Source organism: Anaerofilum hominis (genome assembly GCF_014287275.1).
Taxonomy (GTDB): Bacteria; Bacillota; Clostridia; order Oscillospirales; family Ruminococcaceae; genus Pygmaiobacter; species Pygmaiobacter hominis.
The window spans coordinates 101,551-127,838 of sequence record NZ_JACONZ010000004.1 but is presented as its reverse complement, the minus strand read 5'-3'; the positions used below and the strand labels follow the sequence as shown (position 1 = coordinate 127,838).

The 26,288-nt window shown below is 58.2% G+C and carries 25 protein-coding genes and 2 CRISPR repeat arrays; of the genes, 8 read left to right on the top strand and 17 right to left on the bottom strand.

Annotation, left to right across the window (positions count from 1 at the left end):
• Nucleotides 1-143: 143 nt before the first annotated feature.
• From H8S23_RS11120 to H8S23_RS11095, 6 genes are all read left to right on the top strand, one after another.
• On the top strand, nt 144-443 hold the full coding sequence (locus H8S23_RS11120; RefSeq protein ID WP_186888415.1) for a hypothetical protein: 300 nt from the start codon (nt 144-146) through the stop codon (nt 441-443).
• A 567-nt stretch (nt 444-1,010) separates the two neighbouring features.
• The gene (locus tag H8S23_RS11115; RefSeq protein ID WP_186888414.1) at nt 1,011-2,786 is read left to right on the top strand and encodes an HAD-IIIC family phosphatase; all 1,776 of its coding nucleotides are present in this window, start codon (nt 1,011-1,013) and stop codon (nt 2,784-2,786) included.
• Between the two features lie 16 nt (nt 2,787-2,802).
• Nucleotides 2,803-3,045, top strand: coding sequence for an acyl carrier protein (locus tag H8S23_RS11110; protein ID WP_186888413.1), 243 nt, complete (start codon nt 2,803-2,805; stop codon nt 3,043-3,045).
• A 109-nt stretch (nt 3,046-3,154) separates the two neighbouring features.
• On the top strand, nt 3,155-3,577 hold the full coding sequence (locus H8S23_RS11105; protein ID WP_341479919.1) for a MaoC family dehydratase: 423 nt from the start codon (nt 3,155-3,157) through the stop codon (nt 3,575-3,577).
• Between the two features lie 555 nt (nt 3,578-4,132).
• Nucleotides 4,133-4,864: an SDR family NAD(P)-dependent oxidoreductase gene (locus H8S23_RS11100; RefSeq protein ID WP_186888412.1), complete on the top strand. Its 732-nt coding sequence runs from the start codon at nt 4,133-4,135 to the stop codon at nt 4,862-4,864.
• Nucleotides 4,861-5,856, top strand: a complete 996-nt coding sequence (locus H8S23_RS11095; protein ID WP_186888411.1) for a hypothetical protein — start codon at nt 4,861-4,863, stop codon at nt 5,854-5,856. Before H8S23_RS11100 ends, H8S23_RS11095 begins: the two co-directional genes overlap by 4 nt.
• 173 nt (nt 5,857-6,029) lie before the next feature.
• Nucleotides 6,030-7,411: direct repeats of the CRISPR family, unit length 33 nt; unit sequence GTTTCAATCCACGCCGCTCTTGCGAGCGGCGAC.
• Nucleotides 7,412-7,581: 170 nt separating this feature from the next.
• Here H8S23_RS11095 and cas2 read toward each other — a convergent pair.
• The 10 genes from cas2 to H8S23_RS11045 all read right to left on the bottom strand — a co-directional run bounded on the left by cas2 (nt 7,582) and on the right by H8S23_RS11045 (nt 19,990).
• Nucleotides 7,582-7,872 (bottom strand): CRISPR-associated endonuclease Cas2, encoded by a 291-nt coding sequence (cas2, locus tag H8S23_RS11090; protein WP_186888410.1) that lies wholly within the window; start codon nt 7,870-7,872, stop codon nt 7,582-7,584.
• A gap of 11 nt (nt 7,873-7,883) precedes the next feature.
• The gene (gene cas1c / locus H8S23_RS11085; RefSeq protein ID WP_186888409.1) at nt 7,884-8,915 is read right to left on the bottom strand and encodes a type I-C CRISPR-associated endonuclease Cas1c; all 1,032 of its coding nucleotides are present in this window, start codon (nt 8,913-8,915) and stop codon (nt 7,884-7,886) included.
• Nucleotides 8,912-9,568 (bottom strand): CRISPR-associated protein Cas4, encoded by a 657-nt coding sequence (gene cas4, locus H8S23_RS11080; RefSeq protein ID WP_423717623.1) that lies wholly within the window; start codon nt 9,566-9,568, stop codon nt 8,912-8,914. The genes cas1c and cas4 overlap by 4 nt, the downstream gene beginning before the upstream one ends.
• A gap of 2 nt (nt 9,569-9,570) precedes the next feature.
• Nucleotides 9,571-10,461 carry a type I-C CRISPR-associated protein Cas7/Csd2 gene (cas7c, locus tag H8S23_RS11075; RefSeq protein ID WP_186888408.1) on the bottom strand — a complete coding sequence of 297 codons (891 nt, stop codon included), beginning with the start codon at nt 10,459-10,461 and terminating at the stop codon, nt 9,571-9,573.
• The gene (gene cas8c / locus H8S23_RS11070; protein ID WP_186888407.1) at nt 10,454-12,220 is read right to left on the bottom strand and encodes a type I-C CRISPR-associated protein Cas8c/Csd1; all 1,767 of its coding nucleotides are present in this window, start codon (nt 12,218-12,220) and stop codon (nt 10,454-10,456) included. Before cas8c ends, cas7c begins: the two co-directional genes overlap by 8 nt.
• Nucleotides 12,217-12,879: a type I-C CRISPR-associated protein Cas5c gene (gene cas5c / locus H8S23_RS11065; RefSeq protein ID WP_186888406.1), complete on the bottom strand. Its 663-nt coding sequence runs from the start codon at nt 12,877-12,879 to the stop codon at nt 12,217-12,219. Before cas5c ends, cas8c begins: the two co-directional genes overlap by 4 nt.
• Before the next feature lie 387 nt (nt 12,880-13,266).
• The gene (gene cas3 / locus H8S23_RS11060) at nt 13,267-15,393 is read right to left on the bottom strand and encodes a CRISPR-associated helicase Cas3' (protein WP_186888405.1); all 2,127 of its coding nucleotides are present in this window, start codon (nt 15,391-15,393) and stop codon (nt 13,267-13,269) included.
• Nucleotides 15,394-15,733: 340 nt separating this feature from the next.
• A CRISPR array of direct repeats spans nt 15,734-16,370; the repeat unit is 33 nt; unit sequence GTTTCAATCCACGCCGTCCTTGCGGACGGCGAC.
• Between the two features lie 338 nt (nt 16,371-16,708).
• Nucleotides 16,709-17,395 (bottom strand): sigma-70 family RNA polymerase sigma factor, encoded by a 687-nt coding sequence (locus H8S23_RS11055; protein WP_186888404.1) that lies wholly within the window; start codon nt 17,393-17,395, stop codon nt 16,709-16,711.
• Nucleotides 17,396-17,468: 73 nt separating this feature from the next.
• Nucleotides 17,469-18,374 carry a cation diffusion facilitator family transporter gene (locus H8S23_RS11050; RefSeq protein ID WP_186888403.1) on the bottom strand — a complete coding sequence of 302 codons (906 nt, stop codon included), beginning with the start codon at nt 18,372-18,374 and terminating at the stop codon, nt 17,469-17,471.
• Between the two features lie 269 nt (nt 18,375-18,643).
• A complete protein-coding gene (locus H8S23_RS11045) occupies nt 18,644-19,990 on the bottom strand; it encodes an MATE family efflux transporter (protein ID WP_186888402.1) in 1,347 nt (448 codons plus the stop codon).
• A gap of 192 nt (nt 19,991-20,182) precedes the next feature.
• Between H8S23_RS11045 and H8S23_RS11040 the strand changes: the two genes are divergently transcribed.
• A complete protein-coding gene (locus tag H8S23_RS11040) occupies nt 20,183-21,559 on the top strand; it encodes an MATE family efflux transporter (RefSeq protein WP_243166002.1) in 1,377 nt (458 codons plus the stop codon).
• Between the two features lie 360 nt (nt 21,560-21,919).
• Here the strand turns inward: H8S23_RS11040 and H8S23_RS11035 are convergent, their stop codons facing one another.
• The 5 genes from H8S23_RS11035 to H8S23_RS11015 all read right to left on the bottom strand — a co-directional run bounded on the left by H8S23_RS11035 (nt 21,920) and on the right by H8S23_RS11015 (nt 23,804).
• The gene (locus tag H8S23_RS11035) at nt 21,920-22,108 is read right to left on the bottom strand and encodes a cysteine-rich KTR domain-containing protein (protein ID WP_186888401.1); all 189 of its coding nucleotides are present in this window, start codon (nt 22,106-22,108) and stop codon (nt 21,920-21,922) included.
• A 13-nt stretch (nt 22,109-22,121) separates the two neighbouring features.
• Nucleotides 22,122-22,409 carry a hypothetical protein gene (locus H8S23_RS11030; RefSeq protein WP_186888400.1) on the bottom strand — a complete coding sequence of 96 codons (288 nt, stop codon included), beginning with the start codon at nt 22,407-22,409 and terminating at the stop codon, nt 22,122-22,124.
• A gap of 25 nt (nt 22,410-22,434) precedes the next feature.
• Nucleotides 22,435-22,719, bottom strand: a complete 285-nt coding sequence (locus H8S23_RS11025) for a hypothetical protein (protein ID WP_186888399.1) — start codon at nt 22,717-22,719, stop codon at nt 22,435-22,437.
• 2 nt (nt 22,720-22,721) lie between these two features.
• A complete protein-coding gene (locus H8S23_RS11020; protein WP_186888398.1) occupies nt 22,722-23,018 on the bottom strand; it encodes a DUF2089 family protein in 297 nt (98 codons plus the stop codon).
• A 264-nt stretch (nt 23,019-23,282) separates the two neighbouring features.
• Entirely contained in the window at nt 23,283-23,804 is a 522-nt protein-coding gene (locus tag H8S23_RS11015) for a VanZ family protein (protein ID WP_207721158.1), read from the bottom strand.
• A 187-nt stretch (nt 23,805-23,991) separates the two neighbouring features.
• Between H8S23_RS11015 and H8S23_RS11010 the strand changes: the two genes are divergently transcribed.
• Nucleotides 23,992-24,312, top strand: coding sequence for a helix-turn-helix domain-containing protein (locus H8S23_RS11010; protein ID WP_207721157.1), 321 nt, complete (start codon nt 23,992-23,994; stop codon nt 24,310-24,312).
• 58 nt (nt 24,313-24,370) lie between these two features.
• On the opposite strand, the gene H8S23_RS11005 is transcribed toward H8S23_RS11010, so the two are convergent.
• Together H8S23_RS11005 and H8S23_RS11000 are read right to left on the bottom strand one after the other, a co-directional pair.
• Complete coding sequence (locus H8S23_RS11005; RefSeq protein WP_186888396.1) at nt 24,371-25,258, bottom strand: PfkB family carbohydrate kinase; 888 nt, start codon at nt 25,256-25,258, stop codon at nt 24,371-24,373.
• Nucleotides 25,255-26,268: a tyrosine-protein phosphatase gene (locus H8S23_RS11000; protein ID WP_186888395.1), complete on the bottom strand. Its 1,014-nt coding sequence runs from the start codon at nt 26,266-26,268 to the stop codon at nt 25,255-25,257. Before H8S23_RS11000 ends, H8S23_RS11005 begins: the two co-directional genes overlap by 4 nt.
• Nucleotides 26,269-26,288 lie beyond the last annotated feature (20 nt).

Below are 26,288 nucleotides of genomic sequence, written 5' to 3'. Positions count from 1 at the left end.
ACTTTCCCTTTCATTTCCACTTTTCACAGATTACAAAATGAAAACGGGCGCGGCGGCCGCGCGCATAACACGCGCGCTTTTTTCCCACAATAGGACTGTTCGGGGCCGGCTGCGCCACACCAAAGGCCCCGGGGAGGTATGCCATGTCGGTTCGAAAAAAATGGATGCTCTTTTTAATGGCGCTCTGCCTTGCGGTCACCATTGCCAGCGTGGCTTCGCTGGCGATCCCGGCGGCGGCAAAAGAGCCCTCGGGCCCCGTCTACGTCCTGCGGGACAACGGCGGGCGTCTGGCGCTTTACGATGCCGAAAGCGGCTCGCTGCTGCGCCAATACGACGTCTACACCCATCTGCTGCCCGCAGTGGACGTGGACATGCTGCGGGCGGGGATCGACGTCTACTCCGACGATCAGCTGCAGCGGCTGATCGAGGATTACGGGGCCTGAGCGGCCCGCCGGCTTCCCGGCCATTATATCCATTCTCACAGGTAAAATCAAGTTTGCGGCTCTCCGCGCGCCGGGCGTTTTTTCTCCCACTGCGCGCGGGGCCTGTTTCCGCTGCCATTCTTTTGCCGCGCCCGCGGGGGCGGGCAGACGACTTCCATGGCCTGCGCAGCCCCATTCCGGCCGATCTTTCGCCGCCCATCCCAGGGGCGGACGCCGGCTGGCCGGGGCGTTCCGCCGCAGCCGTTTGTGGCGCTCGGGACCGGGGCGGCGGGCATGTACCATGACGCGCTCGTGTACGGCCGCCCCCCGTTTTGGGCGCGGGGCCGGGGCAGCGCTGCAGCCGTCCGCTTTTTCCCCTTGCCTGCCGGCCGCAGAGGTGCCTGTCCGGCAAAACACAGCGGGCGGGCCCGGCCGCGCGGCCGCGCTGCGCCCGGGCCTGCGGTCCCTATCCGTCAAAACCACGGTCTCCGCCCCGTCCGTTCCCCATTCTGGAAATTGTCAAACAACCGATTATGTGGTATGATTTAGGAAATAAAGCATCAGAGCAAAAAGAAAGGAGATCCTCCTTTGAGCCTTCTTGATTATCCCTTTGACGGCGCTGCGCTTCTTCAGAAAAAGCGCTCGCTGCGGCGGGAGCTGCTGCAGCGGCCCGGCCTGGTGGAAAAGAAAATTGCGATCCTCAGCGGCAGCACCATCGGCGAGATCAAAAACATTCTTGAGCTGTTTCTCCTGGATCACGGCATCAAACCCGAGTTTTATGTGGGCGGCTATGGGCTGTTTTATGAAAATCTGGTGTTTGACGACGGCAGCCTGGCCGCGTTCAAACCGGATTTTCTCTACATCCATACCAGCCGCAAAAACATCAAAGACCTGCCCGTCCCCTCTGACAGCGCCGAGGCGGCCGCCGCCAAGCTGGACGCGGAATGGGCCCGCTTTGAAGCGGCTTTTACCGCGGCCGGCCGCTTTGGCTGCCCGGTGATCGTCAACAGCTTCGACGCCCCCACCCATCGGCTGATGGGCAGCCGCGACGCGGTGGACCCGCGCGGCGGCGTTCACTTTATCAACGAGCTGAACGCCCGGATTGCTACATTCGTGTCGAAAAACGACGGATTTTATCTCAACGATCTGGCGTATCTCGCCGCGCGCTTCGGGCTGGACAACTGGTTTTCCGAGTCGGAATGGTACCTTTATAAGTACGCGGTGTCGATGCAGTACATACCCGAGCTGTGCCACAGCATCGCCAACATCATCAAAAGCCTGCTGGGCAAAAACAAAAAGGGCCTTGTGCTGGATCTGGACAACACCCTTTGGGGCGGCGTCATCGGCGAGGTGGGGCCGGAGGGGGTCGAACTTTCCACCGAGACCCCCGGCGGCATGGCCTACAGCGAATTTCAGCAGTATCTGAAAGAGCTGGAAAGTTTGGGCATCCTGCTCAACGTGGCCAGCAAAAACGAGCAGGCCGCCGCGGAAAGCGGCTTTGCCCGGGAGGACAGCCCGCTGAAACGGGAGGATTTTCTCTGCTTTAAAGCCAACTGGGAGCCCAAATCGGAAAACATCGCCAAGATCGCCCAGGAGATCAACATCCTGCCCGAAAGTCTGGTCTTTGTGGACGACAACCCCGCCGAGCGCGAGATCGTGCGCCAGCAGCTGCCCGGCGTGGCGGTGGCCGCCTTTGACGGGCCGGAGGGCATGATCGCGTCGCTGGACCGGGCGGGTTATTTCGAGGTCACCACCCTTTCGGCAGACGACGCCAAGCGCAACGAGATGTACCGCCAGAATCTGGCGCGGGCGGCCGTACAGCAGAACTTCGGCAGCTATGACGACTATCTGCGCAGCCTGGAGATGACGGCGGAGCTGGGCGCTTTCGATCAGCCCCACGCCGAGCGCATCACCCAGCTGATCAACAAGACCAACCAGTTCAACCTGACCACCCGGCGCTACACCGCCCAGGAGGTGGAGGCCCTCATCGGCAGCCCCGCAGCGGTCACGCTTTACGGGCGCCTCACCGACAAGTTCGGCGACAACGGCCTGGTCTCCGCCATGATCGGCAGCGTGGAGGACGGCGTGTGCACCGTCGATCTGTGGATCATGAGCTGCCGCGTCTTCAAGCGCAATTTGGAACAGGCGATGATGGACGAGTTTGTCCGCCGCTGCGCAGCGTGCGGGATCAGAAAAATCGTGGGCCGGTATCTGCCCACCGCCAAAAACTTGCTGGTAAAAGAGATTTATGCTACCATGGGCTTTGAAAAAGTGAGCGAAAGCGACGCAGAGACCGTCTTTTCGCTCGATGTCGCCGCCTATCAACAGCAAAACCATATCCTTGCGGTGACGGCAAAAGAATAAACAGGAGGGGACTATTTTGAGCGAACAGGAAATTTTTGAAAGCGTGCAGGAGATCTTCCGCACCGTATTCGACGACGACAGCATCGTCCTGACCCGGGAAATGACCGCGGACGACATCGAGGATTGGGACAGCCTGGAGCAGATCAATCTGCTGGTGGCGATCGAGAAAAAGTTCTCTGTCAAGTTCAAGCTTGACGACGTCAAAAATCTGCCCAACGTGGGCGCAATGCTGGATCTTGTCAAGCGGATGGTCGCCTGAGGACAGGCGCAGAGCGGCAGCGCACGGACGGGAGCCGGAGGCCGGGAAAAACGCGGGCCCGGCTCCCGTTTTTTTGTCCGCCGCGCATACCGGGAGGGAGAGATTTTCTGTGGAAGTCAAAAGTTATACGCTGGACCAGATGACACCGGGCCTGACCGAGAGTTTCACCGTCACGGTCAGCGAAGAAAAAATGGCTCAATTCTGCGCGCTCTCCGGCGATGTGAGCCCGATCCATATGGACGAGACCTACGCCGCCGGGCGCGGCTATCCCGGCCGGGTCTGTTACGGCATGCTGGTGGCTGCCTTTTTCTCCACCCTCGCCGGGGTATACCTGCCCGGCGAGCACTGTCTGCTGCACAGCGTGGAGAGCAAATTCGCAAAACCGGTTTTCATCGGAGACGTCCTCACGGTCACCGGCGTAGTGGAGGAAGTGAACGAGGTGTTCGGCGAGGTGACCATCAAGGGCACCATCACCAACCAAAACGGAAAAAAGGTCTGCCGCGGGGTCATCAAAGCCGGGCTGGCAAAATAGCTGCGCCCGCGCCTCTGCGGGCCGTTTTGCCGCCGGGCTGACAGGAGCGGGCCGAACGCGCAGGCCCACAGTGAAGCGGTATTTTTTCATAAGTCCAAGCACTGCGGCGGAGGAAAGCAGACCGGCGACAGTGCTCTCCCGCGGCGAGGATTAAAACTTAGAGGGTGGTTGCTTTTGCTGCGCCTCAAAGGCCGCCGCTCGCAAGAGCGGCGTGGATTGAAACCAGCACACATTCGGCGGCTCCTGCAACAAAACGTGTCGCCGTCCGTAAGGACGGCGAGGATTGAAACTGGGTATCTTGGTCTGGATTGTCGATATAATACATCACCGTTCGCAAGAGCGGCATGAGTCAAAACGGGGACCTCTTTCGCCCAAACGACTGCCCGGCAGCAGTCGCTTGGCTGATCATGGGAGGTGCGCATGTCAGCCGTACCGCTGCCGTGTTTCCGCTGTTCTTTGTCTTCGTCCGTCAAAGATCCGGGCGGCGCTTTGGCTGCAAAAGTTCCATCTTTGCTCGATCTTCATTTTTTCAAATAAGCGTCAGGGGGAAATTTTATGCCATATACCTATCTCATCACCGGTGCCACCAGCAGCGTCGGCAGCGCTTTGATCCGCCGGGTGTGGAAACCGGGGGACATCGTGATCGCCCAGGGCGCCGGGGATCTGGAACTGCTCGAAGAGCTGCGGCCTCTCTGCGGCGGGAGCCTGCATTGCTATGATGTGGACCTGACCGGGGAGGCTCCTTTGGCGGCGTTTCTGGCGGAGGTCAGGGAAAATTTCGGCTGTCCCACCCATATCGTCCATCTGCCGGCGCTGCGGGTAGTGAACAAAAAATTCAAAAATTTTGACGAGCAGCGTTTCCTGTTGGATTTCAATGTGCAGGTGATGAGCGCATTGCGCATCTGCAAGGCATTTCTGCCGGACATGATGAAAGCCAGATTTGGCCGCATCCTCTTCATGCTCACCGATTATATCATCGGTGTCCCGCCAAAGAATACCACCGCTTATATCGTGGCAAAAAACGCGCTGCGCGGTCTTGCGCGCAGCCTTGCCACCGAGGCGGCGCCTGCCGGGGTGACCGTCAACTGTGTCGCCCCTTATATGATGGAGACCCGGTTCCTCACCGACACGCCGGATCTGATCGTGGAGGCCTCCGCCGCCGCCAACCCCATGGGCCGCAACGCGCGGGTGGAAGACGTTGTCCCCGCCATGGCGTTTCTTCTCTCTGACGAGGCGGGCTTTATCAGCGGCGCGGAACTGCCGGTGACAGGAGGGGCACGCTATTGAGCGGGTATCGTTTTCGCCGCGCCGCCGCTGCCGATCGCGGGGCCATTATCGAATTTATGAATCTTCACTGGGGTTCCCGGCATCCGCTGGTCAACCTGCCGGACTATTTTACCTATTACTATCAAAACGGCGACCCTGACTCGGAGCTGCTCAACTTTGCCCTTTGCCTGGAGGATGAGCGGATCGCCGCACTCTGCGGCTTTATTCCCTCTTCGCGGGATGGCCGTGAGATCTGGGTCTCCATCTGGTGCGCCGATAAAAAAGCCAAGGGCAGCGGCCTGGAGCTGATGTCGCAGCTGCCCGCCCTCACCGGCGCAGAGCGGATGAGCTGCAACAACATCCGGCCCAACACCATCCCGTTTTACGAATTTCTCGGTTATACCGGCGCGCGGATGGGGCACTTCTATCGTTTGTCTCCCCGCAGAGAGTATCTTGTGGCACAGGTTGCCGACAGGACCATTCTGCCGGTCTCGGGCAGCGGCTTTTTAAAGCGCTTTGAAACCTTTGAAGAGCTGAAAGAGAACTTTGTTCCGCCCCAAAACGCACACCCTTTCAAGGATCTCTGGTATCTTGAACGCCGATACTTTCACTATCCGCGTCAAAGCTATCTGGTTTATGGCGGTTTTTTGGACAGTAGTTGTCCCCTTTTATTTTGCCTGCGCAAAGTATCTGTGAAAGGTACTTATGTGCTGCGGCTGGTGGACATAGTGGGCGAGCTTGCTCTTTTGCCCTGCTTTGGCAATGCGCTCAATGCCCTGCTGGCAGAGTCAGCGGCAGAATATATGGACTGCTATTGTTGGGGCATTTCCGCCCAAACAATGGCTGCCGCCGGTCTCTGCGAGCGGACGGAAAACAGCGCAAACATCATCCCGCACTATCTTGTCCCGCCCCTGATCCAGAACGTGGAATACTATTTGTTCACCAGCGACCCACAAGGGTTTGTGATGTTTCGTGCCGACGGTGACCAGGACCGTCCCAACATTGAATGCTGACCGATCCTGCTTTGGCGATAGGAACAACAAAAAGGAGCTGTTTCCGAAAGGAAAACGGCTCCTTTTTGTTGTTTTGGAAGGATACGGAAACGACAACCCGGGCGCATTTCAACCCACGCCGCTCGCAAGAGCGTCGACATGCTGCTCCGGCAACATCGCTCAAAGCACAAAACGTTTCAATCCGCGCCGCTCTTGCGAGCGGCGACCCGCCGATTTTTCCCGCCCCACCGCCGTGCTGTTGTTTCAATCCACGCCGCTCTTGCGAGCGGCGACTATGAGATGCGGCATACATTTGTTTCGATCGCGCAGTTTCAATCCACGCCGCTCTTGCGAGCGGCGACTTTACGATCACCAGCGATTCGTTCCGTATTCCAAGTTTCAATCCACGCCGCTCTTGCGAGCGGCGACCAGCATATGACCTGACCTATCTCGCCATGGCGTCGTTTCAATCCACGCCGCTCTTGCGAGCGGCGACACGGCAAACCGAAAGCGAGGTGAGCCGATGACCTGTTTCAATCCACGCCGCTCTTGCGAGCGGCGACCACCGTGCACCATTGTGCAGATTCTCTGAGCATCGTTTCAATCCACGCCGCTCTTGCGAGCGGCGACCTGTTTAAGTTTATGTTGCGCGTGGCTGAAAGCTCGTTTCAATCCACGCCGCTCTTGCGAGCGGCGACCTTAAATCCTGTATCTACAGGCTGCACGTGGAGGCCAGTTTCAATCCACGCCGCTCTTGCGAGCGGCGACGTCAAGTGCGCGAAATGCGCTGAATGTGTCCGGGTTTCAATCCACGCCGCTCTTGCGAGCGGCGACTCCGCCGAGACGGGCGTAAAGTCCTGGTTGTCGGGGGTTTCAATCCACGCCGCTCTTGCGAGCGGCGACAACAGGCTCACAGGCAGTGTGGTATGATAGCCCTAGTTTCAATCCACGCCGCTCTTGCGAGCGGCGACTACGGCCCCGAAGTGTCCGCTCCATCCACCCAGAGTTTCAATCCACGCCGCTCTTGCGAGCGGCGACGCTGCCCGCCCAAACCGGGAAAACGCCGGTGACAGGTTTCAATCCACGCCGCTCTTGCGAGCGGCGACGCGCTGGAAGCCGCGATGGGGATCGGGCTGAGCGAGGTTTCAATCCACGCCGCTCTTGCGAGCGGCGACCATTTATCCTTTTTTCTCTACACCTTACAGCATCGTTTCAATCCACGCCGCTCTTGCGAGCGGCGACCCGAGCGGGCGACGCGGTAGTCCAGCGCGAAATCGTTTCAATCCACGCCGCTCTTGCGAGCGGCGACCATCCCAATGCAGACGATCAGCAGACCGCCCCACGTTTCAATCCACGCCGCTCTTGCGAGCGGCGACGGGTGACCTGCTCCGACAGATGGAGCTTTTTGAGGTTTCAATCCACGCCGCTCTTGCGAGCGGCGACAAGGTGGTGCGGCATGGCCTATTGTGAGCCCGCTGTTTCAATCCACGCCGCTCTTGCGAGCGGCGACTGTGCGCACTCGCCACATAAGGGTGCCCTGCGCGTTTCAATCCACGCCGCTCTTGCGAGCGGCGACTGCGAATATGCACATTTTTTCTTTCTTGTTTTTGTGCACATTCCCTTAAATCTTTTGATAATTCAGCATTTCACATAAAAAAACAGCCTCTTTTTTTACCATCACCTTTCAAACAAAAGCTTTTTCCGGTGCGAACCTCCCCGGAAATCCATGAGTGCTTCCCTTTCGCACTAGATCATCAAGATGCCCTCCGGCTCATATCCTGGACGGACCCCGAAATGCTCCACCTTTGCCGCATAACTGTTGCCCAGATAGTAGAACCTCAGGCTGTCCTTTTCGCAGTCAATGATCTCGAGCAACTGCGCCTGCAGCAGTTTGCACTGTGAAGCGTCGAGCAGGCATTCAAATACTGAATTCTGCACACGCTGCCCGTGGTCTACGCATTTTCTCGCCACCCGGCGCAGCCGTCTTTTCCCCTGTGCATCTTCGGTGTTGACGTCATAGGTTATGAGCACCAGCACATCGCTTCACCTCATTTCCACAAAAAGGGGGGATACGCGTCCAGGTCTCCGCGCAGATACCGTGCCAGCAGCAATGCCTGCAGATAGGGCACCAGCCCCCAGGGGATCTTTTCTTTTAGATAGGGGTGGGTGATCTCCTCTCTTTTGCGGTTCTGCCAAGCCGTCAAAAATGCACGGCGCCCATCGTCATTCAGCAGCACCGCCCCATTTTCTCTCTTTTGAAAATGGGTCTCGTTTACTACCCGGTTGTTGACCAGCGTGATGGCAAAGCGATCCGCCGCCGCGCTCCGCAGCTCCTCCATCAGATCGAGGGCAAGCGACGCCCGGCCGGGACGGTCCCGGTGCAAAAAGCCCACATAAGGATCCAGGCCGACGCCCTCCAGCGCCGCCGCGCAGTCGGATGCAAGCAGCGTGTAGGCAAAGGACAACAGCGCATTCATGTTGTCCATGGGCGGCCGCCGGCTGCGCCCGGCAAAAAAGAAGTCCTCTTTTTGGTTTAAGATCATCTCATCGAACACGCTGAAATAGGCCGTGGCGGCCTGTCCCTCCAGCCCCCTCAGCTCACCGGGGTCCTCTGTTTCCAAAATGCGAGGCAGCAGCTGCGCCATTTGGCGGGAGGCACTTTTGAGGGCCCCTGCATCCACCTGCATACTGTGGTCCCGCGCCGTGCGCTCCAGGCACCAGCGCCCGTTGTACACCTTGCCAAAAATAAAGCTGCGCGCGGCAATGCAGCTTTGCCTCTCGTCGTCGGCCGCCCGATACTGTGTCCGGCGCAGCAGCACATTGCCGCGCTCTTCCCCACAACAGCGCGCCAGAAAGCGGCCGCGCGGCGTAAAAAAGCACAGGTCCACACCGCGCGCCGCGCAGGCCCCCATCAACGCGGGACTTGCCCCCTTATAAGAAAAGCTGAGGATGCCCTCTAATGTGTGCAGCGGAAACTGCCCGCGTTTTTGCTCCTCCGCAAGGATGATGACCGTTTCTCCCTCCAGCGCCAGATAACTGTCCTCTGAGAGCACAAACAGGGTATTGAGCAATTTTCTCATGTCTCTTCCTCCAGATGGGCTTTCAGATATCGGGATGCGGAGGGCGCTTTCTGCAGCCGGGGCAGACAGATCTCTTTCAGGGAACAGGCATTGCAGGAGCGGGACGGTTTTGCCTGCGGCGTGTGCCCCCGCGCGTACAAAGCGCGCATCTCGCCCAGCATGCCCTCCACCCTTTCCCGCAGCGCAGGCTCAAAGAGCACCCGCTTTCTGCGCCGTGTCTCGCCGTAAAACAGGCTGCCCTCCGGTATCTCACAGGCCAGCATCTCTTCCAGGCAGAGCGCCTGGCCGCAGAGCTGCAGTTCGTCGGCGCCAAAAGCGTTGGGTTCCCCTTTTTTATACTCTACAGGATAGGGCTGCCATCTGCCCTCCTGTCCAAACAGAGTGATGCCGGGTTCGGCGCGGCGGAACTCCACCACGTCGCAGATGCCGGCAACGCCCAGCCGGTGAGAGACGACCCGCAGCCCCCGTGTGATCAACAGGTCCCCGCGCCGCTCTGTCTGCTGTTCATCGTGAGCGCGCCGGTGGAAAAGTTGTCCGTCCACTGTGCGCAGATTTTCCGCCCACTGCTGCTCAATATGGATCAGCGCCCACTGCCGCCGGCAAAAGCAAAAATGCTGCAGCTCGGAGAGCATCAAAAAATCACTGTCATCCATCTTCAAATCATTCGGGTGCAGCACACGCCTTCCGGCAGCGCCTGCGTGTCCACGGTGACCTCATAGTCCTGATAACTGCGCGCAGCCGCCACCTCTTCTCTGCGCGTCACTTTTACTGTTTCAAAGAGCCGGTAGGACGGCGCGTTCCCCAGTTCGCTGTCATGCTTAAAGACGATCAGCTCCCGCACCGCCATTTTTCCCCGGGCTGCGGAGTGATCGTTTTCAAACATATTGATGATGGCCTGCCACAAAAGCGCCAGGTCCTCTTCGGAAAAGCCGGTGGTCTTGCGCGCCAGATTGGCCGAGACAAAGCCCTCTGCCCGGTAAAGGCCATAGGGGATGATATATTTGCGGCCCATCTCGGTCCCCTTTTTCTCCGCATCCGCCTCTGTGGTGATGGCCACGCGGGTGATGGTGATCTCCTGCGGGATCAGCGGGTCAATCGAGCGGGCAAAACCCAGCTGCACCGGCCCTCTGACCTGCCCGCAGTTGAGGGCGGCTTTGACAAAGGTGGTCATCACCGCGCCAAAAGTGCGGATATCATAAAAATTACAGCACATAAAATCGCGGATCTTGCGATCCAGCTGCGGGTCTTTTTTCTTGTCTTCTTTTACCTTTTTGTCGTCCGTGCCCAGATAAGCATAGGCTTCCGCGTCGCTGCGGTTAAGGGGCACACCGTCCTTGATATAGATGCGGTATCCCGGTTCCCCCTCCTTGACGGTCTCCACATAGTTGCGTATTTTGCGTTTCAGGCACACGTCGGTGACGATGCCATAGCCGGTCTCCGGGTCAAGACGCGGCATATTGCCCGCGTCAGGGTCCCCGTTGGGGTTGCCATTTTCCACATCAAACAGCACCACAAATTCATATCTGTTTTTGATCGCTTCAGCCATTTTCTCTGTCCTCCCTGTTTTCCTTTTTTGTATAGCGCTGCTGTGTCTGATAGTAGTATCCCAGATAGAACGTTCCCTGGTCCTTGACCTCAAGCCGCGCCGGAAGATCCTCCTCAAAACGGCTCCACAGCCCGGTAAGGACCCGGTCCCAATAGATGCGCTTTCCTTTTTCCATCTTTTTGAGATGCTTGTCGGCCAGGCCGATCAGGACGGGAAACACCGTGGCGGGCATCGCGGCCGCACTGTTGAAATACTTGTCCTTGATCGTGGCATTGATGCCGGGGCTTGCCTCCTGCTGGATGGCTTCATACACGGAAAACAGCCGTCCCAGCAGATAAGGGACATAATTGCACGCTTCGTTCAGTCTCACCAGTGTGACCTCCTCCGGCAGCGAAACGCTGCGATTTTTTAAAAAATAGGCTTTCAGGATCGCCGCCCGGCCGTAGGTGATCTCCCGTTCCGCCCGGATGCGGATCAAAACGGCCTCCAACAGCGAGGCAGGGTAATCGCCGCCGGTCAGGATCGCCCGGGTGACGGCGGCAGCCATGGGCGGCGAGGCTTCTTTTTTAGAGGCTTTCTGATTCACGGTTTCATTCAGCAGCCGCCAGAGCGGCAGCGACTCAAATTTTTCATACGCGGGCTTTACGATCTGCAACCGCTCATAATGCGCCTCCACATGCTTCAGCAGCTTTCCAAACTCGTCCTGAAGAAAAAAGCGCACCGACAAACGCGCCGCGTTGGGTGCAAGCCCCAACACATAAAAATGGTTTTCCGGGTCAAGGGGGATGCCCTCAAAATCCACTGCATTCCCCCCGGCCAGATTTTTGAAGATGCTCTTCAGATCCTCTTCCGTTATCCGGCTGCCCGCCGTCCCGAAAACAGATGCGCCGAATACGTCCTGATAGGCAGGCTCGCCGTCTTTTGCCCAAAAGACGACGGTGGTGTCCCCGATCCGCTGGACATGATCGCGGTCCGCCAGCAGGTGATTCAACGCGGTGGTGTAGGCAAAGGCAGCGCTCTCGCTGACAGGGGCATTGCAGCCCTGGCCCGTGTCGTCCGCCTGCTCTTTGCCGAAAGATTCCAGCGCGGGCGCGTTGAAAGAGACAAGGGAAGCCCCTGTGGCCTGTGCGCCGTGCACCTTTTTGATGGAAGCGTGCAGCCGCGCGGCCGGCGCGCGTTTGCCCGTCACAAGGCAGACCATCTCCCTGCCCGCCGCATGTCCTGATCTGAAGGCGTCCCAGGCTGCGCGGACGCGGGCGTCCTCCTGCGCCCAGACGCCGTCCACCGAAAAGATCAGATTTGCCCCTGCCATCAGCTGATCGGCCAGGGGCGCCACGGCGGGATGGCTCAGCGCCGTCTGCGGGTCCCAGCTGTCGAAATAACCCAGGATCGCCCTTGCGGCGGGGCTGTCCACCCCGTCGAGAACGGTGTGGTGGAGGGCCTGCGCCGCCGCAAAGCATTGCAGGGTGCGCGCCGGTTTTCCCTTTTCGTCGGCCCCCAGCAGATAAGAACTGTTGTCGCACAGAAAATTGGCCGCCACGCCGGAGGACCGTTTTACCTGCTCAGGGACCCGCAGCGGGCGCGGTACCTCCTTTTTTCCATCCAGGGACGTGATCTTGAGTGGCTGGACCCCCAGCAGGGCGCCGTCCGGTGCGAGCGCCAGTGCAAACGATACCCCGGCTATCCCCCAGCCCGCCAGGGCGATCTCGCCGCGCGCGGCAAGCACCTGATAGTAATTTTCCAAAGCCTGCAGGATCATCGGTACACCTCCTCACCCGCGACCCGGATCGTCCCCTCCTCCATCACTGCGCGAAAAAACAGGGGCTGGATGTCCCTGGGGTTGGAGTAGTCCATGTCATACAGCATCAGGCCCAGATCGCGCCTGCCCTCGCAGCCCTCCGGCACGGGGATCCGCCCGCCCTGCCAGGCGCGGAAGCTGGCGGGAAATTCCCGGCAGCCGAAACACGGCGTATGATAGCACTGCCCTTTTTCCAGCCGCCTTGTCAGAATATCCTTGAACTTGCCCGGGTTGTCGGACGGCGCAGCCCGCTCGGTCATCTCAAAATGCGCGTCCAGCACATAGTGCACATCCGTCAGTACCATCGCGGCGCGCTGAAGGATATCCTGCGGCGCCACAATGCCCAGCGGCTTGTCCCCGCCCCGCATCGCCGAAAGAGCATCCTTTGCGGACGCCTTGCTTTTGACCTCATTGCGGCGGATGCTGGTGAACCGGACCGGCTTCAACACATGGATGGCATCTATGCAGTATCGGAGCCCGGGGTGCCAGAAAATCGCCTCGATCAGCCCCCTGGCTGCCGAGGGTGTGATGACATCGTAACTCACCCTTTCCGCTTTCAGTTCCGGGCGGCTGAAAAGGGCGTAAGGGCCCCATACTTCCACCTGGACGCCATAGCTCATACTTTTTCACCTCGTTTTTTGTTTTTCTTCTCTGCCGCAGGGCCGGCGGACTGCTGAACGCCCGGCCCGCCCCCTTTCACTGCCATCTTTCACCTCCCATGCGCTTTCTCTTTCTGTGGCGTACCGGGGACGAGCTGCTGAAAACGCGCCCCTATCCGGCGTTGGAAACAGCGCCCTCCAAAGCCGGAAAGCGCTGCGCTGCCGGAGAGAGTCCGGCGGCGCTTGCCCCCCGGCCGGGAGACCGGCCCGCTAAAAAAGCGTTTTCCGTGGACACAGAGGAAAAAAACAGCGGCCGCGGCAGCGCTTTTATGCACTCTGCGCAGCCGCATGGCTCCGCTGCCGGCGGGGCTGTCCTCTTTTTGCAAAACAAAACCGCCCGGCCCGGCGTCAGATAAAGATGCCGACGCCCGTGTCCGCTGAGATTTTCAAACCCGTATCGCGGTCATACCAGCTCAGATCCGTCAGCACTGCCAGATTTTCTTCCAGGAACTCCAAACAGAACAGGGCCTTGAAATGGTCCGGATACACATTCACCATATGCCGTCCCGCCCGGCGCAGCAGTTCCCTGCTGCGCTCGCCGGACCGCAGCCTTGCCGCCAGCGCCTGCGCCTCTTCCCCGACAGGGATCAGCACCTGCCGGGTATCCTGGTCGATCAGGTGAAAGTTTTCCGCCACGGTGCGGAAAGGATAAAGCCCGTCCCCTCTTTTCTCCAGCATCGGCACGATCTGCTTTGCGTCCAGCTCCGGGCCGCTCAGCCGGTAAAGTTCGGCAAAATACGCCTCTACCGCTTCCGGCGCATCGATCTGTTCCCAGCGCTCCATCACGCCCCGGGCCGCCGCAAGGGGCCGCAGCATGCTGTGCGGCAGGTGCGCGGTATAGCGGTCTTCGGGCTCAAAAAGCCAGACCCGGCTTTGCTCAAGGGCGCGCCTCCCCTCCCGGTTGCACCGCCCCGCCGCCTGGATCATGGAATCCAGCCCGGCCATACTGCGGTAAACAGCGGGAAAGTCCACGTCCACCCCCGCCTCGATGAGGCTGGTCGCCACCACCGTGCAGGGTGCGCCATCTTTCAGGCGCGCCCTTATCTCTTCCAGCACCGCGCTTCTGTGGCTGGGCGTCATCAGGGTGGAAAGATGGAAATTTCCCTCCCCGCGCAGCAGATGGTACACCGCCTGCGCCTGCTTTCTCGTCCCAACGATACAAAGCGCCTGCTTTTCCGCGTTCAGCCTCTTTGCCAATTCCTCATCGGTCAGGGGCCCCACCCGCACAAAACGCACGCGGCGGAAAAACTGATACAGTTCATCGCCCCCCGAACAGATCTCCCGGCAGCGCAGCAATGGGGAGATCTGCCGCAGCAAAGGTCCCAGTGCCGGCTGAGTAGCCGTACACAGCACACAGCTGGAGCCATAATTGACCGTCAATTCCGCGATCGCCCGCAGGCAAGGCTCCAGATAGGACAGGGGCAGCGTCTGCGCCTCGTCAAAAATGATCACGCTGCCGGCGATATTGTGCAGCTTGCGGCAGCGGGAAGTTTTATTTGCAAAAAGAGATTCAAAAAATTGAACGGCGGTGGTGACGACGACCGGCATATCCCAGTTTTCAGCGGCCAGTTTTTTGACCGGGTCGTCGCTCAGGTCCACATTGGCGTGGTGTTCCAGCACATTTTCCGGGCCCAATATCTCGCGGAATTTTTCTGCCGTCTGCTCGATGATAGAGCAATAAGGGGCGACATAGATGACCCTCTCCAACCTCTGCGCCCGGGCATGGTATAAGCCGAACGCCAGAGAACTCACCGTTTTTCCGCCCCCTGTGGGGACTGTGAGGGAGAAAAGTCCCGGCGCCTGGCGTTCTCCCTTTTGCATGCATTCCCGCAGGATGCTGCAGCGCTTTTGATCGATCGGGCGGTCCGGGTCCCACCAATGGGCCACAAATCCATCCAGCTTTGCGCAGAGCGCTTCTATCCTTTCCCCCTGCCCGCGGGCGGCGGGCGTCCCCCGCATAAACCGCTCGGTATCCAGAAAATCCGCGTCCACGAGACAGGAAAAAAGCATCCGCGTCCAAAAAGAAGCTGTAAACCGCCCCTGCCCCAACAGAGTCGGCAATTTGGGGGACGCCCTTTTCAGCTCTACCTCCTGCCGGAAAGCCTGATAGTCCTCCAGTCTCTTTTTTCTGCGCCCCATCAGGGTGCCGCTGTCGCGGCCATCGACCGAAGTGCCGCCGTCTGGCAGGCCGCCGTGATGTCCCATAACGCAAAAGGCAGCCGGTACGCCGTTAAGCTGGCCGATCTCAATACCGCCGGCGGTGGCGTGATCCGGGGAAAGGCCGTTTTCACACAAATGAGCCTGAAATGCATGAGAATACTTGCCGATATCATGCGCCATGCCGATCTGCCAGGCCAGTTCTTCGGCCCCGAACTTTTGCGCAAACAGGGCTGCCAGCCGGGCAGTCCCCTGCAAATGATCGATCAGTTCCTGCTGCCGCCCATCTTCTGTGCGGTGCGCCAAATAGCGGTCCATAATATCCTCTTTTTTCCATTTTGTTTCTTTTATTATAGGTTTTTATCGTCAAAAAGTCCATTATTTTTATTGTTTTTATGATTTTTTTGGTATTTTTTGTTTTTCGATTCAAAAAGGGGATCGTTTTTGCCTCCACACAAAAAGGGACAGAGGAAATGTATCTCCCCTGTCCCTTTTTGTGCTTTTTGTGTTTCGTTTTTGGGAAAGAGCATCGGCCGCGCCCTCTTCGGCGCCAGCCACGGCGCCGCCCCGCGTATCGGCTTTCTGCCGATCGCGTAATTTATGCCGTCCCTTGGGGACGGCGACGCGTCTTGCTTGGCATATTATTTGCATCTGCCAAGTTTCAATCCACGCCGTCCTTGCGGACGGCGACAGAGCCAGAAGCAGCATGGAGGCTGCCGTGTCCCAGTTTCAATCCTCGCCGTCCTTGCGGATGGCGACCCGTCCACGCCCACGGAGGCCTCGTACTCCCCATAGTTTCAATCCTCGCCGTCCTTGCGGACGGCGACAGGCAGCGCGGGAAAAGAGTTCTATACCCGGGAGGTTTCAATCCTCGCCGTCCTTGCGGACGGCGACACCGCCGCAAGGCGGTCTTTTTTTCTTGCATGTGTTTCAATCCTCGCCGTCCTTGCGGACGGCGACAACCTACCAGATTTTGTATTTCGACTGCGCGGGGTTTCAATCCACGCCGTCCTTGCGGACGGCGACTGTCGGGCGGGCATCCATCGGCAACCGTGTGGGTGTTTCAATCCACGCCGTCCTTGCGGACGGCGACATGCCCTGCAAAGCGCCCCGGCAGGCCAAAAAAAGTTTCAATCCACGCCGTCCTTGCGGACGGCGACACACAAGGCACCGGCGGGGGATATTATGTATTTATGTTTCAATCCACGCCGTCCTTGCGGACGGCGACTGCCAGTCCAGCACAATGCAGTTGTCAATGGTCTGTTTCAATCCACGCCGTCCTTGCGGACGGCGACGGCGAACTTTTACAATAAATCGCCTTTAGCTTTGTATAGGTTCACTCATAAATCGTCGTTTTTTCTTTTCCTCTCCTTGTTTTCAATTCTTCGAACCATAAAAAAGGTCTTTTTTCCGGTGCGAACCTCACAGCCATTTTATGAGAGCTCTTCTTTCGCACCTGCCCACAGCGCGTCCCGCCTTTTGTATAAAGAGAGCTATCCGGAACAGCTCTTTCCCTTTATCTATTATATCTGGATCCACACAAAAATGGAATGTCTTTCCATATATCAAAAAGCTTTTTTATAAAAATCGAGCTGCCCGAAAAAAACCGTTCTTTCCCGCTCCCGTACTGGGACTATTCTTTTTCCATGGCTGCCTTCAGCTGCTCCACGGCTTTCTTTTCCAACCTGCTCACATAGCTGCGGGAAATGCCCAGGATATCCGCCACCTGCTGCTGACTGAGAGGATCGCCGCCGGCAAACCCGTATCTCAACCGCACGATCTGCCGCTCCCGGCCGTCCAGGATGGTGTCCACATATCCGCGCAAACGCTCCGCATCGGCCTTTTGCTCATAGTCCTCATCCACAAAAAAACTGTCCGCCAGCACGTCGTTCAAGGTCAGCGCCCCCTCGCCGCCGTCCGCTTCCAGAGGCTCGTTGATGTACAGGGTGCCGCGGTTTTTTTTATCCGCACGGAAATACATCAATATTTCGTTTTCAATGCACTTGGCCGCATAGGTGGAAAAGCGCGCCTTTTTTGTGCTGTCAAAGCTCGCCACCGCCTTGATCAAACCGATGGTGCCGATGCTGATCAGGTCGTCGGTATCCGCGCTGCCGGGATAATATTTTTTCACCACATGGGCGACCAGCCGCAGGTTGTGGCGGATCAGCCTGTCCCGGGCCTCCATATCCCCCCGCCCCAGCGCGGCCAGACATTCCGCCTCTTCTTTGGAGGATAACGGGCGCGGAAAACTGCTGCTCTCCAGATGCAGCCAAAAATAAAGCATGTGACCGGCGATAAAGCTGAGAAAGGTCCCGAACATAAAAAAACACCCCCGGTTCAATCGGGGGCTGTGCCCGCCCCCATCCATAAAGGATATGGGGCAAAAAATCGGGTTATGTTTTTTCTTCCAGGTCTGTGCGGCCCGGCTCCGGGTTGACGTGCACCATGCAGTGTTTCACCTGCGGGAATCTCGTCTCCACCCGGTCGTGGACGCGCTGCGCCACGGCGTGGGCCTCTGCAAGCGGCGCGTATGCGTCCGCCCGGATCTCCACGTCCACATACACCCGGTCGCCGAACAGGCGGGTCGTCAGCCGGTCGACGCCCAGCACGCCGGGCTGGGCCCCCACCGCGTCCCGCATTTTCTGCTGTTCCTCCTGCGGACAAGCACGGTCGGTCATGCGGCCGACCGCATCCCGGAACACCTCCACCGCCGCTTTGACGATCAGCCCGCAGATGAGCACGCCCGCCAGGGGGTCCAGCACCGGCGCGCCCAGCCGCGCGCCCAAAATGCCCGCAAAGCTGCCCACAGAGGAAAGCGCGTCCGACCGATGATGCCAGGCGTCCGCCATCAAGGCGCTGGAGCCGTTTTTTTGAGCCGCTGCGCGGGTGACACGGTACATCCCCTCTTTTACCGCGATCGAGAGCAGCGCCGCCGCCAGGGCCAGCCTTCCCGGGACCGGCAGGGCCGCCTGCGGCCCCCAGACCCGCTGCAGCGCAGAAGCGCCGATCCCCAGCCCCGTGAGGGCCAGCGCGGCAGCCAGCAACAGCGACGCCACACATTCGAACCGCTCATGCCCGTAAGGATGGGTGGCGTCCGGCGCCCGATGCGCCAGCTTTACGCCCACCATCACCGCCAGGGTGCTGAGAACGTCGGAGGCCGAGTGCGCGGCGTCCGACATCATGGCCTCCGAATGCGCCGCGGCCCCGGCAAAAAATTTGAATATCGAAAGCGCAAGGTTGATCGCGATGCTCCAGCCCGATACCCGCATTGTCAAACGCTCTGAATCCCTCTGCTCCATGCCGTGCCACCCCCGCATTGTCTCCAGTCTATGCGGCGGCGGCGAAAAAAGTGCGGCGATCCCGGGCGACCGATCTTCTCTCCTGCAAAAACCGCGGCCGGATGCAGCCTGCACGCCTGCCGGCGCAGTGCGGGCCAAACAGAGCGGCCGGCCGAATGCGTTTTCCGCGGGCCGGTGACGGCCGCAGGGACGAGGACCGTTTTCCCTCCCCCAGAAAAAATCGGGAAAACGCGGCCCGTCCCGCCGTGTCTTCCCGATCAGAAAAACGCTTATATCTCCTGCTCTTCCAACTTTCTTTTTGCCCGGTCGCGCAGATAGAGCGGGAGCTCATAGATCATCATGACCGTCCAGCCGATGCCGCAGGCAAGCGCAATGCCGCCGATGCCCGCCGCTGGGGCCAGCCAGTAAGAGCAGACCACCCGGATGCCGATCTGCAGCAGGCTGCTGACCAGCGTGGCCGTCAGCAGACCGCGGCCGCGGAAATAGCCCTGCAGGGAATTGGTCCACGCGGTGAAGAGATAGAAAAACGCCATCCGGTGCAGATAAACGGCCCCAAGGGCCAGAACGGCTTCGCCGCCGGTGGGCACAAAAAGCTGCATGACAAAGCCTGCGCCAAAATAGATGGGCGCACAGATGACAGCCCAGTAGGCGGTCCCGATCGCCGCGCCGGCGGCAAGGCCCTTATGGATGCGTCCCTCGTTGTGGGCGCCGTGGTTCTGCGCCGTAAAGGTCGTCAACGCACTGCCGATGCTCTGCATCGGGGTGATGGCAAAGTCGTCCACCCGGGCCACCGCGTTGAATGCGGCGATGCTGTCCACCCCCAGCGGGTTGACGGCCCCCTGCACAGCCAGCTTGCCGATGTAGATGCAGGTCTGCTGCAGCGCCGTCACCCAGCTGTAGTTCAGGGTGCGGGCCAGCATAGACGGGTCGATCACCAGCTCGCCGCGGCCAAAACGCAGCAGCGGGATGCGCAGCCGGATATAGAGGATGCAGAGCACGCCGGAGACCCCCTGCGAGATCACGGTGGCCACCGCCGCACCGCGCACCCCCAGCCCCAACCCTGCCACCAGGGCCAGATCAAGGCCGATGTTCAACGCGCTGGACAAAATCAGGAACAGCAGCGGCGTGCGGCTGTCCCCGATACTGCGCAGCGTGTTGGAGTAAAAATTGTACAGATAGGTGAACAGCAGTCCCGCAAAAATGATGTGCAGGTAGCCGGACGCCTCGTCGATGATCTCCGCCGGGGTGCGGATCAGCAGCAGCACCGGACGCGCCAGCAGCGCGCATACCGCGGACATCACCAGAGCAAACAGTCCGCCGGACAGCAGCGTGGTGCTGACTTCCCGCTTGAGCCGCCGCAGATCCTGCGCGCCGTAATACTCGCTCATCAGCACCGAAGCCCCCATGCAGATCCCGCCGATAAAAAAGATCACCACATTCATGATGGGGTTGGCCGTGCCCACCGCAGCCACAGCATTTTTGCCCACGCAATGGCCCACGATCACCGTGTCCACCGCATTGTAAGTGAGCTGGAACAGATTGCCCAGGATCATCGGCACCGAAAAGCGCAGCAGCTGCCGCGGAATCGGCCCCTGCGTCATGCTGTGGATCGCCATCCCTTTTCCTCCCACCAGCCGGGGACTCGTTCCCCCTGTATTCAAAACGATTTTTATTATAGTGCGCTTTCGCCGCTTTGTAAATGGTTCGGGGACAAAATCATACTCTTTTCTTTACTTTCTCTTGCAACTTTTTTTAATACCATGTAGAATAGATAAGTTAGCACTATTTTGACGAATGGAGTGTTTTTTTTGGAGAATGCAAAGCTGAACCCCATGGGGACCAAGCCGATGTTTCCGCTGGTCATGAGCATGGCGCTGCCGGCGATGATGTCCATGCTGGTACAGGCGCTGTATAACATCGTCGACAGCTATTTTGTGGCCAAAGTCAGCGAGGATGCGCTCACCGCCGTATCGCTGGTGTTCCCGGTGCAGAACCTGCTGATCGCAGTAGCCATCGGCACCGGCGTGGGCCTCAACTCCCTGATCAGCCGGCGCCTGGGCGAGGGGCGGCTGGACGACGCGCGCGCGGCGGCGGCCCACGGCCTGCTGCTGGCGGTCTTTAACTGGCTGCTTTTTGCCGTCATCGGCCTGTTCGCCTCGCGGCCTTTCATCTCGGCGTTCACCGCCAACGCCGCTGTGGTGGAGATGGGCGTACAGTATATGTCCATCGTCTGCGCGGCCTCGCTCGGCATCTGCATGGAGGGCTGTATCGAAAAGACGCTGCAGGCCACCGGCAATATGATCTACCCCATGATCTCCCAGATGCTGGGCGCGGTGACCAATATCATCCTGGACCCGGTTTTCATTTTCGGGCTGGGGGGCGTGCCCAAAATGGGGGTCGCGGGCGCGGCCATCGCCACAGTGCTGGGGCAGATCCTGGCAATGTTCTTCCTGTTCTTTGTGCTGGCTTTCCGTGAAAAAGTGCTGCGGATCGACCTGCGCCGTTTCAAATTCCACGGCGGCATCGTGCGGGACATCTATGCGGTCGGATTCCCCTCCATTGTCATGCAGTCCATCGGCTCGCTGATGACGGTGGGCATGAACGCCATCCTGATCCGCTTTACCGAAACGGCAGTCGCCTTTTTCGGGGTCTATTTCAAGCTGCAGTCCTTTGTATTTATGCCGGTATTCGGCCTCAACCAGGGCGTTATGCCGGTCATCGGCTACAACTACGGCGCCCGGCAGCGCCACCGCGTCACCAGCGCAGTAAAGGTGGGCTGCTCGATCGCCGTCTGCATCATGGCCGCGGGCACCGTGCTCTTCTGGGCCGTCCCCGCCCAGCTGCTCTCCATCTTCAACGCCTCCGAGACCATGCTCGCCATTGGGGTGCCGGCGCTGCGCACCATCAGCACCTGTTTTGTCGCCGCCGCCCTCGGCATCCTGTTCTCCACCGCTTTTCAGGCTCTGGGGCACGGGTTCAACAGCCTGCTCATCTCGGTGCTGCGCCAGTTGGTCATCCTGCTGCCCGCCGCATTTCTGCTCTCCCGCGTGGGGCTGAATGCAGTCTGGTTCGCTTTCCCCATCGCAGAACTTTTCGCCCTGGCCGCCAGCATCGTGCTTTATCTGCGGCTCTATAAGCAGGTCATCTGCCCGTTGGGGCAGGAGGGCGGCGCCGCGGCGGAGTGACAAAAAGCCACGGCGCAGGGGCAGCGGGCCCGGCATGGGAGCGCACGGCTCCCTCTCTGCCGCCGCGCTGTCTTTTCCCCTAGCGGCCGGTCTTTCAACACAGCCGGTGCAGCTGTTTGCAGGTCCCTGGGTGACCAGCCCTGCCGCCGTAAAATCACCGGATAAGAAAAATAGCCGCACAGCGGCTATTTTTTTTATTTGTAGTGTAATCATAAAAAAACTTTTCTGGAACTAAAAAAGCCCGCACAAAATATGTATTGTCTGTGCGAGCCAAAGCACTAATATCTCATTATTATATGAGGTACAACGTCAGTAACAAAAAAATAAGCCAATAATCTATGAGATTTTATAAACTCAAAATTATTGGCTCTGCGTCTTAGCGTCTGGCTCTTTTATAACTGACATATTTAATTGTTGAATATTGATCAGTGTTTCCTGTTTACATTTGGGACAGTATAAAGGAAATTTTTTTAATTCGGTATCCATTCGGATTTTTAATCTTGTTTTATTCTTGCATATAGGGCAAAATACCCATTGTTCAACTGACATATTTATCTCTCCATTAAATATCTTTTGCTTTCATCTTGTCCATTTCAGTCTTTTTGCGTTCAAGATATTTCTTTCTTCCATTATCCCATTCGCCAAAGAAAATTGAATTGCAAATAATAAGCGGAAAAACAGTCTTTAATTCTAATGGTACTTTACCTGTAACAAAAATCCAAATTGTACCTATCAATATCAATACAGGAATAATTCCACCCCATAACGGATTTTTTAGTCTAGTACAAATGTAATATTCACATATCATTAAAATTCCTGCGATAGCAAAACCAACAGCTAAATCAAACATCTTTATCCCTCCTTGCTAATTTCTATTAAGCAATGTCTTTTGCTTTCATTTTTCTTATTTCCATTCGTTTGTATTGAAATCGTCCGTCTACCCAAATAAATAACTCTAAAGCAATAAGAACAGCACATGGCGCAAGTGTTTCAAAAGAGAAAGGTACTTTTGTAAAAGAAAATAGTATAGCCAAAATGCCCACGGTCAAAATAGGAACAATAGCTCCTGACAACCAATTTTTTCTTGTGCTAAGATATTTCTGCATACCTGATATAAATAGTGTTAGGCCACAAGTGCTTATAAATTTGACGAACAACATAATCACTTCTCCTTTTCTTTTTTATATTTTTCAATAATAATTTTTGCTGTTTCTAGGTCTATTCTAGCATCAACAGCTAGTCCTTTAATAAAAGTTTGGAATGGTTCATCTTCCTGTTGGTCGCTAAGATTTATTTTCTGTATCAGTTTATCCAATCGCAATCTAACAGTTGGATATGAAACATCATACAGTCTTGCTATTTCTTTCAATGAACCAGACTTTAGAACAAAGTTTTTAAGAAAAGTCGCGTCCTCCTGTTCCAACGTCAGTATCCATTGAGGGATTTTATCAATTTCCATTTTTCAGCCCTCCTTTCTTATAATTTTTAATAAAATTAAGTATATCATAAACAATATTAAAGTCAATAGGAATACAATATTTTATTTTGTTGTTTTTATCTGGTTCTGTCACATTTATTCATGTTAAAAAACAATTTATCTCAATGGCCCCGCCCTCGCCGCTTTCGCGGCAACCGGGCGGATGGCCAAAAAAAATAGCCTGCGGCTATTTTTTAGGTTCCGCTTCCGCCGCCGGGAAAACGCCTGCGGGCAGGATCGCTGAAGTCACGTTCCCTCCTGCCACATCCCGTCAGGGCCGTCTGCAGGAGCGTCCGGGGCGTTCTTCCCCGCCCTCCGTCTGCGGCTCAGCCGTAAAAACAGCAGGGCCAGCAGGATGCCGCTCAGCGCGCCGCAGGCGTCCAGCAGCACATCCCGCAGCTCGGCGCTCCGCCCGGGCACAAAGGCCTGGTGCAGCTCGTCCGCCGCCGCATAAAGCGCCGCAAGCCCCCACGCCAGCGCAGGGGCACGCCACCAGCGTCCCTGCAGACGCGCCACGCCTCTTGCCCCCAGCAGGCAAAGCATGCCCAGCAGGGCATAAGCGCAGAAATGAGCACCCTTGCGCAGCACAAATTGAAAGGGGCCCGCCGCGCCGGTGCGAAAAAGAAATGCCTCCAGCGCTTCGCTTAGCCCCGCAGATTCTTCGCCGTTCTGTGCGGAAAAGCCGAAGATGGCCCCCATCCACAAAAAGGCCGGCAGCCACCGCAGTACAGGGCGCCGCAGCGCGTTCTCTCTTCTCGTAAAGCTCACCTCTTCTTCCCCCTGTTTTCCTCTAAATATGACAATATCTCTAAAGATTAACGGAATCTTAACGCCTGCGTCGTTGCACCCGGTATTTCCATATGATATCATGAATTCAGAGTTCAGGGAATACCGGCGTTTTGCGGCAATTCTTCTGATCCAAGTTGTCCCAGGCCGGAAAGAGGGGGGATTCACCATGGGAGAAGTCCGAAAAGAAATCGCTGAAAAACTGCTGTATTACCGCAAAAAGAAAGGGATCACCCAGCGGCAGCTCGCAGAGAGCATCGGGGTCAAGCACAACTCTATCTCCGCGTGGGAAAAGGGCACCAACGCCATTGACATTGAGGTGCTGTACCGCATCTGCTGCGTGCTGGGCATCTCCATTTCAGACATCTACGGCAGGTACGGCTCTTATGGCGCCGACGACCTGAGCTTTACCGAGCGTCAGATCATCGAGGCCTATCGCGGGCAGCCGGAAATGCAGACGGCCGTGCAGCGGGTCTTGGATATCCGCTGAGTTTCAAAACAGCAGAAATGCTCCGGGACTTCCCCGGAGCATTTTATTTTTTGTTTCTTCACAGACGATAGGCATTCTCCACTTCAAGCGGGGTGGGCACATACTCACAGGCCCCCAGATGGGCGGTGGACAGCGCTGCCGCCTTTGCCGCGCTGCGCAGGGCGCGCCCGGGCTTTTCTCCCGCCGCCATGCGCGCGATAAAGTACCCGGCAAAAATGTCTCCCGCGCCGGTAGGATCCACGATCTGCGAGGGATAGGCGTGCTGGTGTACCGTCTGGTGCGCCGTGCAGTAAAGGCTGCCCTGGGCCCCCAGGTTGAGCACTACATGCGCGGCGGGAAACCGCCGCAGCAGCTCGCCGCAGATCTCGTCCGGCGCCTGCCTGCCGGTCAGGGCGCTGCCGTCATAGCGGCTCATGATAAAGTAAGAAACCGCGGACAGGTCCGCCGCTTCCAGTTCCCCGTCTACCGGCGAGGGGATCAGCGCCACCGTCATCCCCTGCTCTTTGCCCAGGCGCAGCAGCTCGGGCAGGCAGCTGGTCTCATTCTGCAGGGCCAGCCAATCGCCGGCGGAAAAGCCCCGCACCGCGGCCTCGCACTCCTGCGGGGTGATCTCCCCGTTCGCGCCCGGGGCGATAAGGATCTGGTTCTCACCCGCGTCGTTGACCTGAATGATGGCGTGTCCGCTCACCGTGCCGCCGGTGGAGATGAGGGTGGTGTCCACCCCCGAGCGGATCAGCCGCTCAATGAGCATGGCCCCATCCGGCCCCACCTTGCCCGCATGCCAGACCTCGCATCCGGCCGCCGCTGCGGCGATGCTCAGGTTCAGGCCCTTGCCGCCGCAGAAAGTCTGGGTCTCCCGCGCGCGCACCGACTCGCCCGGGCGGGCAAACTGGCGCACCCGGTAGACCTGGTCCAGGTTGAGCGAGCCGAAAGAGAGCAGCTTCAACGCGGTCTCACCTCCTCCAGGTATCGGTCCCGCAGCCGTTCCATCCGCGCGCCCTGCAGCCCGAATTCCTCGCTGAAATAGCGCTGCACGTCTCCATACCGCGCCAGCACAGACTCATACGCCGCCTCCAGATTGCGCAGCTCCACCCCCGCGATGCAGGTGAGGAAGTGGCGCACATGCTCCGGCTGGCCGGGCTTATAATACTTGTCCAGCACCTCATCCAGGATATCCCCGCAAAAAAGGTTGGTCAGCATATAATCCTCTTTGATGGTCTCCCACGAGACCCCCAGCGCCAGCAGGATCAGCATCGCGGCCACGCCGGTGCGGTCCTTGCCTGCCGTGCAGTGAAAAAGCACGGGCGTCTCGCCTTTTTCCAGCTTGTCAAACAGATAGTGGTAAGCCTCGTTGTCAAAGGGCATCTGACGGTAGCGCTCGGTAAACGCGGCGTCGTCCTCGAGCATCTCCTCCGGCGAAAAGGTGAACAGCACACTGGGGTCCAGATTTACCTGCTGTTTGTTTTTCTGGATCAGCGCCGAGATCACCTTTTGCTCGCTGCCCTCAAAGACGGGGTCGGGCATCTGGGCGATCTCGCCGTCGCTCCGCAGGTCCAGCACCACCCGGATCCCCAGCTGTGCAAAGCGCTGCTTCTCCTCCGGGGTGATGCCCCCCAGCCGCGCGCTGCGGTAAAATCTGCCCCAGCGCACCCTGCGCCCGTCGGCGGCCGGATATCCGCCCAGCTCGCGGAAATTGCGCACGCTCTCAAAGCCTAGGTCGCGGGGAGCGGTCACGAAATGGCCGCCCGCCTCGTCCAGGATATGAAAATAACTGCGCCTGCCCGGATAAAGATCGGGCGCCAGCAGTTCGCGGGCAAAGCCGGCGACGCTGTTGTCCGGGGAAAAGCCGTCGGGGGAAAGGCTGTGGTATGCGGTATATGCCCCCTCCTCCGTGCCAAAGATCCGATAGCCCTCCGGCCTCCGCTGTGTCTCAAACCAAACCGTTTCTCCGTGCATCGCCGACTCCCGCCCTTTCT